The 18,305-nt window shown below is 32.5% G+C and carries 18 protein-coding genes and 1 pseudogene; 17 read left to right on the forward strand and 2 right to left on the reverse strand.

Annotated elements, in window-relative coordinates; genetic code table 11:
• From G8Y85_RS04360 to G8Y85_RS04405, 9 genes and pseudogenes are all read left to right on the forward strand, one after another.
• Positions 1–300: IMP dehydrogenase (locus G8Y85_RS04360; RefSeq protein ID WP_198649302.1), on the forward strand; the 300-nt coding region annotated here is incomplete at its 5' end.
• A gap of 14 nt (positions 301–314) precedes the next feature.
• Entirely contained in the window at positions 315–1,328 is a 1,014-nt protein-coding gene (locus tag G8Y85_RS04365) for a CAP domain-containing protein (protein ID WP_169925252.1), read from the forward strand.
• Between the two features lie 418 nt (positions 1,329–1,746).
• Complete coding sequence (locus G8Y85_RS04370) at positions 1,747–1,944, forward strand: hypothetical protein (protein ID WP_165805484.1); 198 nt, start codon at positions 1,747–1,749, stop codon at positions 1,942–1,944.
• 686 nt (positions 1,945–2,630) lie between these two features.
• Positions 2,631–3,281 (forward strand): DUF443 family protein, encoded by a 651-nt coding sequence (locus tag G8Y85_RS04375; protein WP_165805485.1) that lies wholly within the window; start codon positions 2,631–2,633, stop codon positions 3,279–3,281.
• 154 nt (positions 3,282–3,435) lie between these two features.
• On the forward strand, positions 3,436–4,101 hold the full coding sequence (locus G8Y85_RS04380; protein ID WP_165805486.1) for a DUF443 family protein: 666 nt from the start codon (positions 3,436–3,438) through the stop codon (positions 4,099–4,101).
• A gap of 136 nt (positions 4,102–4,237) precedes the next feature.
• Positions 4,238–4,885 carry a DUF443 family protein gene (locus G8Y85_RS04385; protein ID WP_103346497.1) on the forward strand — a complete coding sequence of 216 codons (648 nt, stop codon included), beginning with the start codon at positions 4,238–4,240 and terminating at the stop codon, positions 4,883–4,885.
• A 71-nt stretch (positions 4,886–4,956) separates the two neighbouring features.
• Positions 4,957–5,592 (forward strand): DUF443 family protein, encoded by a 636-nt coding sequence (locus G8Y85_RS04390; RefSeq protein WP_165805487.1) that lies wholly within the window; start codon positions 4,957–4,959, stop codon positions 5,590–5,592.
• 124 nt (positions 5,593–5,716) lie between these two features.
• A pseudogene (locus tag G8Y85_RS04400) lies at positions 5,717–6,364 on the forward strand (DUF443 family protein).
• Between the two features lie 63 nt (positions 6,365–6,427).
• The gene (locus G8Y85_RS04405) at positions 6,428–6,739 is read left to right on the forward strand and encodes a DUF4176 domain-containing protein (protein WP_103345770.1); all 312 of its coding nucleotides are present in this window, start codon (positions 6,428–6,430) and stop codon (positions 6,737–6,739) included.
• 74 nt (positions 6,740–6,813) lie between these two features.
• Here the strand turns inward: G8Y85_RS04405 and lexA are convergent, their stop codons facing one another.
• The gene (gene lexA, locus G8Y85_RS04410; protein WP_037564495.1) at positions 6,814–7,437 is read right to left on the reverse strand and encodes a transcriptional repressor LexA; all 624 of its coding nucleotides are present in this window, start codon (positions 7,435–7,437) and stop codon (positions 6,814–6,816) included.
• A 143-nt stretch (positions 7,438–7,580) separates the two neighbouring features.
• Between lexA and sosA the strand changes: the two genes are divergently transcribed.
• The 7 genes from sosA to sbcC all read left to right on the forward strand — a co-directional run bounded on the left by sosA (position 7,581) and on the right by sbcC (position 15,678).
• Entirely contained in the window at positions 7,581–7,805 is a 225-nt protein-coding gene (sosA, locus tag G8Y85_RS04415; RefSeq protein ID WP_165805488.1) for a DNA damage-induced cell division inhibitor SosA, read from the forward strand.
• Between the two features lie 213 nt (positions 7,806–8,018).
• Positions 8,019–8,255, forward strand: coding sequence for a DUF896 domain-containing protein (locus G8Y85_RS04420; protein ID WP_105996103.1), 237 nt, complete (start codon positions 8,019–8,021; stop codon positions 8,253–8,255).
• An 88-nt stretch (positions 8,256–8,343) separates the two neighbouring features.
• The gene (gene tkt, locus G8Y85_RS04425) at positions 8,344–10,332 is read left to right on the forward strand and encodes a transketolase (RefSeq protein ID WP_165805489.1); all 1,989 of its coding nucleotides are present in this window, start codon (positions 8,344–8,346) and stop codon (positions 10,330–10,332) included.
• A 186-nt stretch (positions 10,333–10,518) separates the two neighbouring features.
• On the forward strand, positions 10,519–10,758 hold the full coding sequence (locus G8Y85_RS04430) for a YneF family protein (RefSeq protein ID WP_037564485.1): 240 nt from the start codon (positions 10,519–10,521) through the stop codon (positions 10,756–10,758).
• 162 nt (positions 10,759–10,920) lie between these two features.
• Positions 10,921–11,394 carry a CcdC family protein gene (locus G8Y85_RS04435; RefSeq protein WP_037564483.1) on the forward strand — a complete coding sequence of 158 codons (474 nt, stop codon included), beginning with the start codon at positions 10,921–10,923 and terminating at the stop codon, positions 11,392–11,394.
• Positions 11,395–11,524: 130 nt separating this feature from the next.
• Positions 11,525–12,643 (forward strand): exonuclease subunit SbcD, encoded by a 1,119-nt coding sequence (sbcD, locus tag G8Y85_RS04440; protein ID WP_165805490.1) that lies wholly within the window; start codon positions 11,525–11,527, stop codon positions 12,641–12,643.
• Between the two features lie 2 nt (positions 12,644–12,645).
• Positions 12,646–15,678, forward strand: a complete 3,033-nt coding sequence (sbcC, locus tag G8Y85_RS04445) for an exonuclease subunit SbcC (protein WP_165805491.1) — start codon at positions 12,646–12,648, stop codon at positions 15,676–15,678.
• 74 nt (positions 15,679–15,752) lie between these two features.
• Here sbcC and mscL read toward each other — a convergent pair whose 3' ends face one another.
• Positions 15,753–16,118, reverse strand: a complete 366-nt coding sequence (mscL, locus tag G8Y85_RS04450; protein ID WP_037564479.1) for a large conductance mechanosensitive channel protein MscL — start codon at positions 16,116–16,118, stop codon at positions 15,753–15,755.
• Positions 16,119–16,353: 235 nt separating this feature from the next.
• On the opposite strand from mscL, the gene G8Y85_RS04455 reads away from it, so the two are divergent.
• The gene (locus G8Y85_RS04455; protein WP_165805492.1) at positions 16,354–17,988 is read left to right on the forward strand and encodes a BCCT family transporter; all 1,635 of its coding nucleotides are present in this window, start codon (positions 16,354–16,356) and stop codon (positions 17,986–17,988) included.
• Positions 17,989–18,305: the final 317 nt, after the last annotated feature.

Consider the following 18,305-nt stretch of genomic DNA (forward strand, 5'->3'; position numbering starts at 1 on the left):
ATGATTGGCTCTTTATTTGCAGCTCATGATGAGTCTCCAGGTGAAACAGTAGAAGTTGATGGTAAAAAGTATAAAGAATATTTTGGAAGTGCATCAGAATATCAAAAAGGTGAACGTAAAAATGTGGAAGGCAAAAAGATGTTTGTAGAACATAAAGGTTCACTCAAAGATACCCTTACTGAGATGCAAGAGGACTTACAAAGTTCTATTTCTTATGCGGGTGGTAAAGATATCGGTGCACTACGAAAAGTAGATTATGTGATTGTAAGAAATTCGATTTTCAACGGTGATAGAGACTAAAAAAACAGGAGTGGATTTCTATTAAATCATTCATATCGTTTCTCATACTAGGTTTTGGCATTGTATTAACGATTCCGGTTCAACCTACAGATGCGACACAAAAATTGTCGCAACCTGTTACTACCAAAGTAGATCAACTTGTTGACAGTAATAAATCACATACAGCATTAAAGACCCCAGATCAACAAGCGTTTGCGATACGCAACATTCAGATTAACATGTCACAAAAAGATGTAGAGGCGAAATTCGGTAAAGCATCAGCTGTACTTGATAATGAATATGGTACAAAATGGCATGTATATCATAACAAGTTTAATGACTTTATCTTAGTAAGTTATATTAATGGTAAAGTTCATGGTTTATTTACGAATCAAAATATCATTACTTCTAAATCAGGTATTAAATACAACACACCACAAAATGTGGTACGTGAAAAATTAGGTAAACCTTTAGAAGGAATCAAAAAAGGGAATACACTATATCGTCAAAATAATGATGAATATGATGTATTTGAAAAAGATGGTATCTATACAACAGCATTTTATGATAAACATCGTAGTAATCAGTTAACTGCGCTTTTACAAGTAAGTAAAGAGATGGAAAACAGATTAAATGGTCAGTATGGTGCCCCTTCAAAAGGTTTAGCTCAAAGTTATGAAAAACTAGACTATTATTTAGTCAATGCAACACGTGTTCAAAACAATTTAAAAACATTAAATTACTCTGAAGCGTTAGCTGACACTGCACGTAAACATAGTCATGATATGGCAGTGAATCAGTACTTTGACCATACGAATTTAAAAGGTGAATCACCTTTTGATCGTATGAAAAAAGATGGACATCAGTATAGAACAGCAGCAGAAAATCTCGCTTATGGTCAACAAAGCGCAATTTTTGCGCACCAAGGGTTGATGAATTCTGCTGGTCATCGAAAAAACATCTTACATCCTAATGTATCTACACTTGGTGTAGGTGTTGACTTCAATAAAAACAAACAACCTTATTGGACTGAAAATTATACTGGATAATGTTTAACACAGTTTAATATTGGGAAAAAATCAATCAAATGAGGTTGATAGTATGAATACTTATAATATGAAAGTTCAAGATATGCCCAATATTGAACAACAAACTAAGGATATTCTAGAACGTGTTAAAGAAATATTAAATAAGAAATAATCTTATTGCACCCTTAAAGTATAGCTTTAAGGGTGTTTTTTAATTACGAAGTCATTTTGACTTATTGCGTAGTTGGATATGAATTATTATCTCAACCATATACTACTTTAGACGGATATATTTAATAGCCGACATTATGATGATATAATATTTAAATTATGAATCATTTTTGAAAAGTTATTATGTGTTTATAAATCAAAATAATGTTTATAAGTCAGATTGGTGTAACTTTCAATAATCTAATGGTTTGATAAAGGAGGATTTAACATGGGTAATTTAATGTTGCGTGAAGTTGCAATTTTATTAGATGGTATTATTGTTGCGATGCTAGCCATCATAGCTAATACACTATTTAATCGCAATAGTTTCCTTGCTAAAGTGATAAATAGTAGTATCTCTACATTTGTAATAACAGCAATTTCAGTTATTTTTTTCTATGTGAGAAGTAAATCTAAAGCGTCATAAATGTGGTAACTATAGAATGGTATTATAAATACCATTGACGATTTTCATATGCTGCGATGATTTAAGAACCCATGATTCAAAGAGTTCAGTTTGAATCGTGGGTTTTTGTATGTCACTAATACAACGATACACAAATGATCTAAATAAAAGTGAAATATTTACAGCGAATTTAAAACTAACACAAAATAAAATGGAATTAACGTATTGACAATGTAAGTATAATATATGATGATTTGATTATTAATGAAATTATTGAAGAGACGACAACATAATATTTATTAATGTAGAGTGTCCCTTAATCAGTTTTAATAAATGTACTTATATACCTAATCCTAAATTTTCTTTTAAAGATGAGCTACCTATCAACGCATTTATCACATAAGAAGAACCGTAAGCTGATATATAAAGTGTGTATAATGCATTTGGCTACTGTATATCATCTTTAACTTAGGAAGTGTGTTTTCAAAGGCTTTGATAATTGATTTGATCTTGTGAATGATTATGGCGTTTCGGTGTTCAAGTTAGGGTGTTCATACACCATATATAAGGATAAATGATATAACTACATAAAGGTGTTATAAATAAACACCTTGCTCAAATAACGTTTTGATTACAGTTAACTTTTTATAAAATGATTGGTTTGTCAAAAAAGAGGTAGCTAGAATGGAAATAGATTGGAGTAACAAATGAATAAGCAAAAAGTGAATGGCACGATAGAACACGTACATAAAAATTTTAGATATAAAATCTTTAATTCAGACCAAGGCATATTTCTAATTGATCTACACCAAAACATATGGTCGTACCTTTTTCCATTCTTAAATTGGTTACCGTTAAAAGCAGTTAAATTAACTGAAGAAGAATATCAACATTTTAAAGCTAGTAATGATTATAGAAAAGTTAATAAAAGAGATATTTTTAAAGTAGGAGGTTATACGGTTTTATTTTCATCGTTATTAAGGTACTTTAAGCAAACTGATACCGAGTCTATAAGTATTCTCGTATCTATCTTATCAGTAATAGTAATGTTAAGTGTCATTACATTATTTTATTGCATTATACGAAAAAAGCTTTATATTGATAACATGAATTTTTCAACACGTTGTTATCGATTAAGAATTAACCTACGACTTAAAATTAAAGTTTGTTATGTGTTAGCATATGTGTTCTTTTGGATAATTCTATCTTTATTGTTATATATCATTATAGGTGCTAAAGAGTTTAATATCTTTATGTATATATCATTAATCTTATATGCACTAGTAGTTAGTATGTTTAATTCGATAGCTTTATATATAGGTAAGGTTAAAGCAGTGGTTTATAAAAAAGTCGAATGAAATTGATAAAGATTGAGACTGTAATTTAAAAGTATTAAATCCATCATATTGTTGTAGTAATTAATACTATTAAAGACCAAACTATGAGTGGAAAATCTGTGGTGATTGGTAGATTTTATTGAAAATTGAATTACATAATAAAGTGGGTTGTTTTATGAGGAAACAAAAAATCGATGGTACTATAGAACTCATCTATAAAAATTTTAGATACAAAATATTTAAGTCAGATCAAGGCATATTTCTTATTGATTTACATCAAAATTTAGTGTCGTATGCAATTCCATTCTTAAATTGGTTACCGTTAAAAGCGGTTAAATTAACTGATGATGACTATTATAGTTTGAAAACAAGTATTCATCATAATAAGGTAAATAAAAATTTTATATATTCAATAGGAGGAATAAGTGTTTTACTCTCAACACTTTTAAGACCACTCAGTAATGAACCTGGATATCCTATCAGTTTTTTTACATCGATTTTATTCGTGTCTGTAATTATGCTTTTTCTCATAATTGTTCACTACTATTTTCGAAAAAGATTAGAAATTCAAGATATGAATTTTGAAATGACTCATTTTAAAATAAGAGTAATCCCATTATGGAAGTTTAAGGCGATTTATATTTTAGGGTATTTATTTTTCTGGCTTCTTTTTATAATGCCTTTAATATTAATAGTTTATGAAAATTTATTTAACTTAGTTCTTGCAATGATGTTTATCGTACTTTCTTTTTGTATAAGCTTAGCTAATTCAGCAGCATGCTCGATTAGTAAGGTCAAAGCAATACTTTATGCGAGAGGTTCTGATTTATTTGATGAGTAAAGTTGAAGAATAACATATAAATTTTCGGTAGAACATGTGTGATTTTAACAAATAAGATCATCAGTAGCATTTTAAAATTGATTAGTGGATATAAAGGGTTTTAATAACAGAATAAATCATTAAAGTGGGTTGTTTTATGAGGAAACAAAAAGTAAATGGTACGATAGAACACGTTCATAAAAATTATAGATATAAAATCTATAAAACAGATCAAGATACATATCTCATAGATTTCCAACAACATGTGCTTTCATCCATTTTACCGTTTTTAAATTGGTTTCCATTGAAAGTTTGTAAATTAAATGAAGATGAATATAAAGGTTTAAAAGTAATTACTAAGCATAGAAAACATAATAAAAATGATGTCTTGATGATGGGAGGGATTTCAGTATTATTATCATCGTTAATCCGTCCATTAATACATATTTCAACCCATTCATTTAATTTTAAAATGGCTATAGGTATAGTGAGTGTAGTGTTTTTGGCCGTCATTTTATTTTATGCGTATCTTCATTTTAAATTAAAGCTTGAAAACTATAATTTTAAGAGGAGTCAGCTCTATTTAAGACTCAGGCCCTCTTTTAAGTTTAAATTTACCTTTGTATTAGTCTCTTTATTTATATGTGCATTTATATATTCTTTTATAGTAGATATACTCACCACGAACCAATTTAATATGATTATATTTATAGTTTTTGTATCATTTCTGTTTATCATCGGTCTTTTGAATTCAGTTCCTTGTAATATCGGTAAGGTCATAGCAGTACTTTATGTGAAAGATTAAAATAGATGAGTGTACAGAAAAATGTTAATACAAGTGATTTGTTAATGAGTAAGACAGGATGGGATTAAAGTATGACAAAGTGTAAATTGACAGGACGAATTGATGATGTAAAGCATAATGTAAGATATAAATTACTACATGTTAATAATGAATTTTATTTGATAGATTTACAAAAAAACATACTCTCTTACATTTTTCCAATGATTAATTGGTTTCCAAAATCTTGTTATAAAATTGATTCTGAAGCATACGAAAAGTTATTAAATAAAGGCGTACATAAAAAAAGTAACACTAGTATGATCATGGGTTGCATCGTATTGTTTTCAGTGCTACTAAGGCCATTACTAAAATATGTCTATGCTCCCATTAGTGTGTTTGTAGGTATTTCTATGGTATTAGTTGCTTTAACATTAACAGTAATCTTGCAACTTTTTTTCAGAAAGAAAACTGAAATATTTAAATCAAACCTCCCTACAACATGTAAATTAACAATCATTCCAAAGCTCAAACACCTTATCTATTTCATTATTTTTTATGTCTATAGTATTTTATTTTTATCAATAGGGTATACTATGCTGTTTGTTTACAAAGAAATCAACTATATCATGTATTTGGCATGGTTTTTACAAATGATTATTTTTACGTTTATTAATATTGTTTCTTATAATAAAGAAATTGTAACGGTTAAATTATTAAAAAATGAATAATGAGAGATGTTTTGTTCATAGATACATTTAATAAAAATTACGAGTTAATATTAAATTAAAATATTTAAAGGGAATTTTGATAATCTATTGCAAACCATAATTCAATCATTGGAGTTGGAAAATTTTGAACAAGCATAGGCCTATTGGTCATTTTGAAAATTTAAATAAAAATTTGAGGTATAAATTATGGAAGTCTGATGAAGGTATATTTTTAGTTGATTTACAAAAAAATATTCTTCCTTATTTGTTCCCAATGATTAATTGGTTGCCGTTAAATGCGTATAAATTAAGTGAGGAAGAATATCATTAATATGTAATTAAGAAAATGAATACAGACAATCGCTCAGCACTCGCTTCTATCGGAGCAGGTCTGGCAGTATTTCTTTCATCAGTATTAAGGCCTATTGTTAATAAAACAATGGATACGATTCAACTTTCAACAGCGAAATTAATAGTCATACTGTCATTCATTTTAGTTGCCATAGTGCAAATGATAATTTGGAAAAGGTCCGAAATTTCATGGTTTAAATCAAGTGAAAAACAATACAAACTAAGAATTCTTAATACGTTAAAAACTAAACTGCTCATTATTAGTGGTTATTTAATGGGTCTATTCGCATTATCTATGACATTAACCATTATCTTACTATATAATGATTTTAATTTTATTATTGGTATTATACATCTAATTTTCCTTATATTTTTTAGCTTTTTAAGCTATGCTACTGTAAAAGTTGGAGTATCTGAAGCTATAATCTATAAAAAAAAATAACGTTCTATTTTAAATACATAATAAGCTAATGCTTTGATGTAACTAAAGGGATTGGAGATATTTATGAAAACAATTGGAAGTATTATATATTTAAAAGAAGGTTCACAAAAATTAATGATTATTAATCGTGGTCCTATTGTAGAAATAGATGATAAAAAATATATGTTTGATTATTCCGCGTGTAAATATCCTTTAGGGGTTGTTGAAGATCAAATTTATTATTTCAATGAAGAAAATATTGATAAGGTTGTCTTTGAAGGCTATGTAGATGAAGAAGAGACGAGATTTCAAGAATTATTTGTAGAAATGAAAAGTCAGTTGCCTTCTGAAATTAAACAAGGCGTTGTACCACAAGAACAATTCGGTTTAAATTAAAAAATATGATAAGAAAAACACCATCCGCAAATTAGGGATGGTGTTTTTATATAAGCAAAGGAGATCACATTGAATTACAGTTCTCTAAATAGGCCTACAACTTTACCTAGCACAGTGACGTGTTCTAAGTAGATAGGATCTAAACTACTATTTTCAGGTTGTAAACGATAACGATTTTTTTCTTTATAAAAACGTTTCACTGTGGCTTCATCATCTTCCGTCATCGCTACGATGATATCGCCATTTTCTGCGATTGATTGACTTCTTACGATTACTTTATCGCCATCTAAAATACCAGCTTCAATCATACTGTCTCCTACAACATTTAAAATAAAGATTTGGCCATTATGTGTAGAAGTAAAGTGTTCAGGCAGTGGGTAATATTCTTCAACATTTTCTACAGCAGTAATCGGCGTACCAGCGGTAACTTTACCGATAACGGGTACATAAATTGTTTCTTCCATATTTACTGGTTCACCCATGAGCTCACTTACGATTTCGATTGCTCGAGGTTTTGTAGGGTCACGACGGATGTAGCCTTTCTCTTCAAGGCGTGATAAGTGACCGTGAACAGTTGAACTTGAAGCTAATCCAACTGCTTCTCCTATTTCTCGAACACTTGGCGGGTATCCTTTTGTTTGAACAATATGCTTAATAAATTCAAATATTTCTTCTTGTCTTTTTGTCAGTTCTCTCATCTGATTGCACTCCTTTGCTTGATTTATGTACATTATAGCATAGTTATCCGAACAGAACAAACATTTGTTCGTTTTGGTATTGACATAGAACATTCGTTCTGTTAAATTAGTAACACAAACAAATGTTCTAGGAGATGTTGATAATGATTAAAGTTAAATTAAATGAAATATATCTGTATTTATCAGTATTTGTTGTTTCTATGATTATCTTTTTCGTGTTTTTTATTATGACTAGCCAAACTGCGCATACAGAACAAACGTACGAAATGACTGATCATCAAATTAATTCTAACCAAACAGAACACGTACAAAAATACGAACAAAAGTCTAAAGATCAACAAAGTGTGCTCGCTGTGACAGTTCGATAAATTTAAAACCGAACATTTGACATAAAGACATAGAAATGAGGCGCACGGTAATGAGACTATACACAATTCAATATAAAGGTTTTATAAGGACGATGTGAAATGATGAATGACGTTTCACATTGTCTTTTTTATTCAGCTTATAAGTCAGAGTGGTTGGTTTTATGCATCTTTTCTGTTATATTTTGTAGAGAATATTGACGGAGGTTTTCAATTATGCTTAGTCAAGAAAAATTACAACGTATTAATGCACTCGCTAAGAAAAAGAAAAGTGAAGGTTTGACTGAAGCTGAAGCAAAAGAACAATCACGCTTAAGAAGTGAATATCTTGCTTCATTTCGTAATAGTTTTAAAAATCAAATCGAACATACGAAGGTGATTGATCCTGAGGGTAACGACGTGACACCTAGCAAATTAAAAGAAATTCAAAAGCAAAATCATACACGTCATTAGTTCTCTATAAATACAAATGAAATTATAGGTTTTATCCGCGTATATAAGGTATAATAACCCTAGTAGCGAATAGAAAGGAAGTCATAATATGTTTGGACAAAAAGACACACATGCAGTAAATACCATCCGTGCGCTTAGCATTGATGCAATTGAGAAAGCAAATTCTGGTCACCCTGGTTTACCAATGGGTGCCGCGCCAATGGCTTACACACTTTGGACGCAACATTTAAATTTTAATCCTAATTCTAATACGTATTTCAACCGCGATCGTTTTGTTTTATCTGCGGGTCATGGTTCTGCACTTTTATATAGCTTGCTTCACGTTTCTGGTGGCTTAGAATTAGAAGAGTTAAAGCAATTTAGACAATGGGACTCTAAAACACCAGGACATCCTGAATACAACCATACAAAAGGTGTAGAAATTACAACAGGGCCATTAGGTCAAGGTTTTGCGATGTCAGTGGGTATGGCAATGGCTGAAAAACACTTAGCTGCCAAATTCAATCAAGACGATATTTCTGTTGTAGATCATTATACTTACGTATTAGCCTCTGATGGCGATTTAATGGAAGGGATTTCTCACGAAGCTGCATCTTTGGCGGGTCATTTAAAATTAGATAAACTTATCACGTTATATGACTCAAATGATATTTCCTTAGACGGTAAAACGAACAAATCATTCTCTGAAGATATTAAGAAGCGTTTTGAAGCGTATGGATGGAATCATATCATGGTTACTGATGGTAATGATATGGAAGCCATCAATAACGCTATTGTAGAAGCAAAATCTCAAGAAGGACCTACAATCATTGAAGTGAAAACAATTATTGGTTATGGTTCTCCTAATAAATCTAACAGTCACAGTTCTCATGGTGCACCACTAGGTGAAGAAGAACGTGAATTAACTTTCAAAAATTATGAATTAGACGCGACTCAAACATTCCAAGTGGATGATAGTGTGTATGAAATCTTTAATGAAACGATGATCAAACGTGCAGACGAACATGAAGCTGCATGGAAAAAAGATTTGGAAGCATATGCTGAAAAATATCCTGAACTTGCGAAAGAGTTTAAATTAGCCATTGCAGGAGAATTACCTGAAAACTATGACGAAGCGTTACCACGTTTTGAGTTAGGTCACAAAGCGGCTTCTCGTGCAGATTCTGGAGAAATCATTCAAGCCATCGGTAAATCCGTACCTTCATTCTTCGGTGGTTCAGCTGACTTAGCGTCATCAAATAAATCGAACGTTAAAGCTGAAGGCGACTTCTCTGCAGAAGATGGCACTGGTAAAAATGTCTGGTTTGGTGTGCGTGAGTTTGCGATGGCAGCTGCAGTGAATGGTATGGCAGCACACGGTGGTTTACATCCTTATGGCGCTACTTTCTTTGTATTTAGCGATTACCTAAAACCAGCACTACGTTTATCTTCAATTATGGGAGTACGTTCAACGTTCATTTTCACACATGATTCGATTGCAGTTGGTGAAGATGGTCCAACACACGAACCAATTGAACAATTAGCTGGTTTACGTGCAATTCCTAACTTAAACGTTATTCGTCCAGCTGATGGCAACGAAACACGTGTTGCATGGAAAGTTGCATTAGAATCTAATAACACGCCTACAGCGCTTGTATTAACACGTCAAGGCTTACCAGTGTTAGATGTTGAAGAATCAAAACTTGAAGAAGGTGTACGTAAAGGGGCTTATGTTGTGTATGAAACAGAAAAAGCACCAGAATACGTATTGTTAGCTTCAGGTTCTGAAGTGAGCTTAGTGGTTGAGGTTGCGAAAGATCTTGAACAACGTGGAAAAGGTGTACGTGTGGTATCAATGCCAAACTGGCACGCATTTGAACAACAACCAAAAGCTTATCAAGAAGAGGTATTACTTCCAGAAGTGTCTAAACGTGTTGCAGTAGAAATGGGCGCAACGCTTGGTTGGCACAAATATGTTGGTATGAAAGGCATTGTTGTTGGTATTGATCGTTATGGTGCAAGTGCGCCTGGTGACTTAGTAGTTGAAAAATATGGTTTCACTAAAGAAAATATTCTTTCACAAATCGAAGCACTTTAATCATTTTTAATTTTGTAAATGATGTCATTCATCACGTATGTTTAATCGGGACTTCCACCCACATTATAGATTATTTCGAAAGGATAGAGGGCGAGACGTTAATGTCCGCTCTCTATTTTCATGAAAGTATTGGAATGACCTTGAAAACTTGAATCAATTTTAGTAAAATGCAAAAGGATAGAGAAAGTGGGTGAAATAATGGCTACATGGTTGGCAATCGTATTAATTGTACTTGCACTTATCATTGGACTTGTAGGTGGCTTTTTCCTCGCACGTAAATATATGATGGATTATTTAAAGAAAAATCCTCCAATTAACGAAGAAATGTTACGTATGATGATGATGCAAATGGGTCAAAAACCATCACAGAAAAAAATTAATCAAATGATGACAATGATGAATAAAAACATGGACAAAAAGTTTTAATGTCCAACTTTTAAATGATGAAAAAGAGATTCGGATCTGAGATGATTTCCGAATCTCTTATTTTATTTATATGTGGTATGATATAGGGCAATTCAATAACGTATCGGTATTCAATATGATATAATACGCTTATTACTGGTGAGCTATAAAGGAGATTTACATATGACGTTTTTAGTATTTTCTATCCTCGTCGCATTTTTTATGAGCGCTGTCGTCATTTTTATTCGTGTAAAAGCGCAAAAATATCCTGTCAACACTAAAAAAATCATGTTACCACCATTATTTATGGCAACAGGCGCATTGATGTATGTGGTACCATATTTTAGACTAACGGGTTTAGAAATTTTAGAGTCGGTTATCGTAGGATTTATTTTTTCATCAATTTTAATCTTTACGTCACACTTTGAAGTAAAAGACCAACAAATATATTTAAAAAAATCTAAAGCATTCCCTATTATATTAGTATCATTACTAATTATGCGTACAATTTTAAAAGTTTATATCGGTAATTCAGTCCATCCTGGGGAGTTAGCAGGTATGTTTTTCTTATTAGCATTTAGTATGTTATTACCATGGCGCGTTGCCATGTTATTACGTTATAGAAGTATTAAACGTCAACTAGGAAATGCCTCTTAAATTTTATAAGTGATAAACCGGGCTTTTTAACACCTCATGAAGATGGTTGTGAAATAAAGCTCGGTTTTTACTTGCATGCAAGTCATGTATTCATTAAAATAAAATAGAACAAATGTTCTGGAGTGATATGATGAAAGTGATACATACAGCAGATTGGCACTTGGGAAAAGTGTTGAATGGACACACGTTTCTAGAGGATCAAGCCGATATCTTAGATAAACTAGTGGATAAAGTTGAACGTGAGCAACCCGATGTTTTGGTTATTGCAGGTGATATATTTGATACTGCCATGCCAAGTAAACGGGCCATCGAGTTTATGGAGCGTACGATAGCACGCTTAAACATCGATTTAAAGATACCAATGATTATTATAAGTGGGAACCATGATGGTAAAGAGCGCCTACGCTACGGTGCCCATTGGTTCAAACAGAATCAGCTCTATATTCGAACAGCATTAACAGACTTTGAGGAACCCATTATATTTGGAAATGTGTGTTTTTATACGTTACCATTTTTCACGTTAGCAGAAGCAAGAGCATTTTTAGGTACAGAAATAACTACATATGAAGAAGCTGTCACACAACTTGTTGAACGTATTAAACCGCAGATAGAAACTTCAAAGCAAAATGTATTGATTGGCCATTTTACTATATTCGGTGCACCAAAGAGTGATTCTGAAAGAGAACTCACCGTTGGGACGATTGAAAGTGTGCGTCCACATTGTGTGGCGTTATTTGATGCCGTGATGTTAGGACATATTCATCATCCTTTTGCTTTAAATCAGAGTCATATTTATTACAGTGGGTCTTTATTACAATATTCATTTTCTGAAGTCAATCAGCCAAAAGGTATCCGCTGTTTCACTTTTAATAAAGAGGATTACACTCAAAATTTTATACCGTTGTCACCACGTAGAAAGCTGCAATATGTTGAAACCACATATGATGATGCTGTGAATGGACGTTTTGCACATGACAATAAAGAAGATTATTTCCATTTCAGTTTATCTGAGCTTGAAATGGTCAAAGATCCCATGCAACAGCTTAAAAAAATGTTTCCGAATACCTTGGCACTGACACAACAAGTATATGTATCGACAACGCATGTCAATGCATCTCACAATATTAAAAAGATGAAACCTCTTGAAATTATAGACACATTTTATAAAGAACTGATGGATGAAACTCTAGATGACATTCAAACTAAAGAAGTTGAAACATTTTTAAATCAATATGGAGAGGAGGAATAAAGATGAAGCCCATTCGGTTAACTATAGAAAATTTTGGGCCGTTTTTGAAGGAAAATATTGATTTTACACAAATAGAAACCAATCAGCTTTTTTTAATTAGTGGTAAAACGGGCTCAGGTAAAACAATGATTTTTGATGCAATAGTCTATGCATTATATGGTAGAGCATCGACAACGGCACGTGAAGTAGCACAATTGCGCAGTCATTTTGCCCCTCCAGAAGAACCACTCAAAGTCATCTATGAATTTGACATGCATCATCAACGCTATAAAGTGATTCGTTCCGCATCATTTACAAAACCTAATAAAAAAAGCGAAACGCCCGGGATTTTAGAAGTTTATAAACTTGAGGATGACCATTTTGTCCTTCAAGAAAGTAAAATTAATGCAGGCAATGCATACTTGCAATCGTTAATGAACTTAAAGGTTGATCAATTTCGCCAATTATTTATACTACCTCAAGGTGAGTTTAAATCATTTCTTGTGTCTAAAAGTCAGGATAAGCAAACCATTTTGCGAACATTATTTAATACAGTCATGTATGAAGATTTAAAAAATACTTTGAAAGAAAAAACAAAATCTATTCAAGACGACATGGATAAAACGTATGATCGATTGCGGACCTGCTGGCAAGATATGTATGCACTTGATAATGAAACTTTAAAACATTATCTTGAGACGGATGTCTCTCAATATGCACAAATTGAAACATATTTATCTGAGTTTAACATGATTGGTCTCCAAGAAGTGTCACAGTTATCATCTGAAAAAGAAAAGATTGAACAACAAATGAAGCATGTTCAAACGCAAATCGATCAAGAAACTATGAGACAACAACTTTGTAGCGAATTAAAAGAAGTTGAGCATCAAAGATTGTCTTTAAAAGAACAAAGTGATGAAATCATGCAACTCGAACAGAAATTACATATATTAAAAGAAAGCCAATTGGCTATACATGCATTAACTGAACTAGAGCAGTTGCAACAAGATATGAATGATAATAAAGAGAAGCTTGCTGTCTTAGATAATCAAATGAAAGCGTACCAACAAGAGTTGAACACTTTTCATCAAAAAAGTGATCAACTTGCAACCAAACAAACAGATATGGATACTAAACTAGAAATACTAAAGACAACACATCATTATATTCAACATGAAAAAGACATTATTCAAGCATTTGAAGATGAAACGGCATTATTACAACAAAATGAAAACTTAAATCATACATTAGAAAAAGTGCGAGCACAACTCGAACAGATTAAAGCAGAATTAGACACTTTAGCTACAGATTTTTCAAAACTCGATGAATATAAAGAAACTCAGTTTTCGTTAAGAAGACAGTTAGATAAGATTGACGGTATTGAACAGCAATATAAACGTAAGTGTGAGCTTGATAAACAACGCCATGAATTAACAGCATCTTTGACAGCATCAGAGCAACATATTGAACAGTTAGCTTCACAAAAGCATGAGATTACTGAAAGCGCTCAATCAATGGCATCACATGATGACATGATTCAAACATTACGCGCTACGTTATCTATATCGGAGCCGTGCCCTGTATGTGGCCAAATTGTCCATGATACAAATGCCGGTGAAGACATGGAGCTAGTAAAAAAACAGTTAGAAGAAAACGAACAAATAGAGGCAAAGGTTCGTCAAATTGCAACATCTATGATTGAACAACAAACAACGCTAAAACATATTGATATTCAATTGAAGGAATTAGAGTCTATTGAGGATCCGGAACATCAAAAGCAAGCGTGTCTCAAACAAAAAGTGCACAATGCGTCACTTATCAAAGAGTTAACGGCAAAACAAAAACAAGTTGAAAACTTAAACGACAAGAAACAACGTTTAGAAGAAAATGCTCAACAATTAAAAAGTGATATCACTAAGAATAATTACGCGCATGACCATGCTAAACAAAAAGTAATGCAATTTAAGCAAACGACACAATTCGATGATTTTTATACCTTTAAAACAGCTTATGAAAAACTTGAAAAAGAAGTAAATGCGTTTCAAAAGGAACGTGATGAACTTAAAACGAACATTCAAACAGTAAATGAACAATTAATGATTATTAAAAATGATATAAAACATCAAGATGCACAACATCAATCTAATCAAAAACGGTATGCTAAGGTGGATGCTACTGTGCAAGAAGAAATGCGTAAATTAAACGTAGACTCGTTAGCACAATTACGTCAATTAACAACTGAAGCTGAGCATATAGAAGCATATCAAACACGTATTGAGACATTTCACAAAGATATGCAAAAATGGACGACACAAAGAGATACGCTGTCACAAAAATTAAAAGGCTTGCCTGAAAATAATCTTCAAGCACTTCAACTCGAAAGCGAGCATATACAAAATGCCTTGAATACTGTCACTAAGCAATACAATGAAACTGCATTTCAAGTTCAAGAAAATAAGAAGAAAATTCAAAAAATAGAAGAAATCATTCAATATATTCAGCAATCCTTAACACAACATCGCGCAATTTTTAATTTATCTGAAGTGATTTCTGGAAAAAACAATCTCAAGTTAACGTTAGAAAATTATGTTTTAATCTATTATTTGGAACATATTTTAGATGCTGCAAATAAACGACTTCGCCATATGACGGGACAACGTTATGAATTGGTACGTAAAATTGATAAGGGTCGTGGATACAGTGGTTTAGAAATTGAAGTGTTTGACTATTATTCTAATCAAGCGCGTCATATAACCTCGCTTTCAGGTGGTGAGACGTTTCAAGCATCTCTTGCTTTAGCATTAGGTTTAAGTGAAATTGTTCAAAATGAACAAGGGGGCATTTCGCTAGATGCGATGTTTATCGATGAAGGGTTTGGAACGTTAGACCAAGAAACGCTAGAGACGGCGCTAGACACTTTAATCCAATTACAGGCGACAGGGCGTCTCGTTGGCATTATTTCCCATGTCACAGAACTCAAAAATAGAATTCCAACTATATTAGAAGTCAATGCGAAAAATTATCAAAGTTCTACATCTTTAACTTTCAATGAATAACGGTACTATTAATTAAATAGAAAAAGCGGCGTTAAATTTTTGATTTAAGCGCCGCTTTTTCATGTTTCATATGATTAAGCTTTTTTATTTTGTTCGCGTAATAAATCGCGGATTTCAGTAAGTAATACTGTACTTTCTTCAATTTCTTCTTCGACTTCTTTAGGTTTAACAAGTGTATTTGCGATTTTGATAAAGATAAATAACGCAAAAGCAATGATAATAAAGTCAATAATTGATTGAATGAAGATACCATATTTTATACCGTAAATTGTCCAATTTTTAGCAAAATCAATTTCACCAAATAAAAGACCAATGAGCGGCATAATGACATTCTCAACAAGAGATGTCACGATCTTATTGAATGCAGCACCCATCACTACGGCTACGGCTAATTCAAGTACGTTACCTTTTAATGCAAATTCTTTAAATTCCTTTAACATGATGTTCTCCCCCTGAATGTGATTTCAAACACTTTAAGAATTATACATCATAGACATAATATTGCAAGACGCAATTTTGCTATATAAACTTATTTTTATATGCCACGTTGAATATGTTATTCTGTTTTGTTATTGTATATATGACGATTGCATTTTAAAGCTTATTTAAAACGTTTAATCAAAAAATGCACATATCTTTGAAAATTTAATATGGAGAAAGGGAGTAGGTATTGATATGAATACTTCAAATCCAAATGAAAATGGTAAGAAGTTTTCACCAGTATTTATCTTTAGTTCAATTATCATCTTTGCGATTGTTTTAATTGGGGTATTTATACCGAAACAATTCGGTGGATTTACATCTATGATTACAGCTTGGATTACGAATACATTAGGTTGGTATTATCTGATCTTAACAACAGTGATTGTGTTCTTTTGTATCTTTTTAATTTTTAGTCCGATTGGTAAATTGAAGCTTGGTAGACCAAATGATAAACCTGAATTTAATACAGTGTCATGGTTTGCGATGCTATTTAGTGCAGGTATGGGGATTGGTCTTGTGTTTTATGGTGCTGCAGAACCTTTAGCGCATTTTGCTTTACCACCGAATGCAGATCCGAAATCTACTCAAGCTTTTACTGAGTCATTACGTTCTACATTCTTCCACTGGGGCTTCCATGCATGGGCAGTCTATGGTGTTGTTGCACTTGCGCTTGCTTATGCACAATTTAGAAAAGGCGAGCCTGGTTTATTATCGAAAACATTACGACCGATCTTAGGCGACCGAGTGGATGGTCCAATAGGAACGTTCATTGATGTTTTAGCAGTTTTTGCCACAGTGGTCGGTGTCGCTGTATCCCTAGGTATGGGTGCGCTTCAAATCGCTGGTGGTTTACATTACTTGTTTGGTGTTCCAAATAATATTGTGACACAATCGATTATTATTGTAGTTGTTACAATCTTATTCATTATGAGCGCTTGGTCAGGACTCAGTAAGGGGATTCAATATTTAAGTAATTTAAATATCGGCTTAGGTACAGTTTTATTATTAGCTGCGTTATTTATTGGGCCGACAATTTTAATCTTAAATATGTTGACAAGTTCTACAGGTAGTTTATTAAATTCATTTTTATTTAACAGCTTTGATGCAGCTGCCACAAATCCTCAAAAACGTGAATGGATGGCAAGTTGGACGCTTTACTATTGGGGCTGGTGGTTAAGCTGGAGTCCATTCGTTGGTGTATTTATTGCACGTGTATCTAAAGGACGTTCGATTCGAGAATTTATTTCAGGGGTTTTACTTGTCCCAGTAATCGTAAGTTTTATTTGGTTCAGTGTATTTGGTGTTCTTGGTATCGAAACAGCTAAAAAACATAAAGAAATTTATGATATGTCTGTTGAAACACAATTATTTGGTGTTTTCCATCATTTACCAATGGGTATGGTGTTATCAATTATTGCACTTTTACTCATCGCATCATTCTTTATTACATCAGCGGATTCAGCAACATTCGTCCTTGGTATGCAAACAACATTTGGTTCACAAAACCCAAGTTCATTTGTCAAAGTAACATGGGGTGTTGCACAATCTCTTATCGCTTTCGTGCTTTTATTATCTGGTGGTGGAGATGGCGAAGCCGGGTTAACCGCACTTCAGAATGCAGCGATTATTAGTGCCTTGCCGTTCTCATTTGTTGTCATACTGATGATGGTCAGTTTCTATAAAGATGCCAATAAAGAACGTAAATTCCTCGGTTTAACATTAACGCCGAACAAACATCGTTTAAAAGAATATGTTGAAAATTCTAGAAACGATTATGAAGAAGAATTAATTTCTAAGCGTAAAGCGATACGTGATTCGGAAAGATAATAGAAAACGGTCTTATTGCTTAATGATGAGGTGATACCTTGTCATTAAGCTTTTTTATTTATACAGACTCAGGAAGTTGAAATCATTCAACTATCGTAGGAGTCAAAAATTCATTTTATCAAGGATTCTAATCAACGCGCTTAATACTTATAGAGCGCGCATTTGAAAAATAGCATAATATATACTTATTACACTATCTTAGATTGATAACTTTTATTTATAGTTACTGATTAGAAAGTCAAAACACTGAAATAAAGCTTTTCACGCGTATAGAGTTGTTTTCATAGAAGGATAATTATACAATTATATTAACGGCA

Source organism: Staphylococcus sp. 11007852 (assembly GCF_011394325.1).
Taxonomy (GTDB): domain Bacteria; phylum Bacillota; class Bacilli; order Staphylococcales; family Staphylococcaceae; genus Staphylococcus; species Staphylococcus agnetis.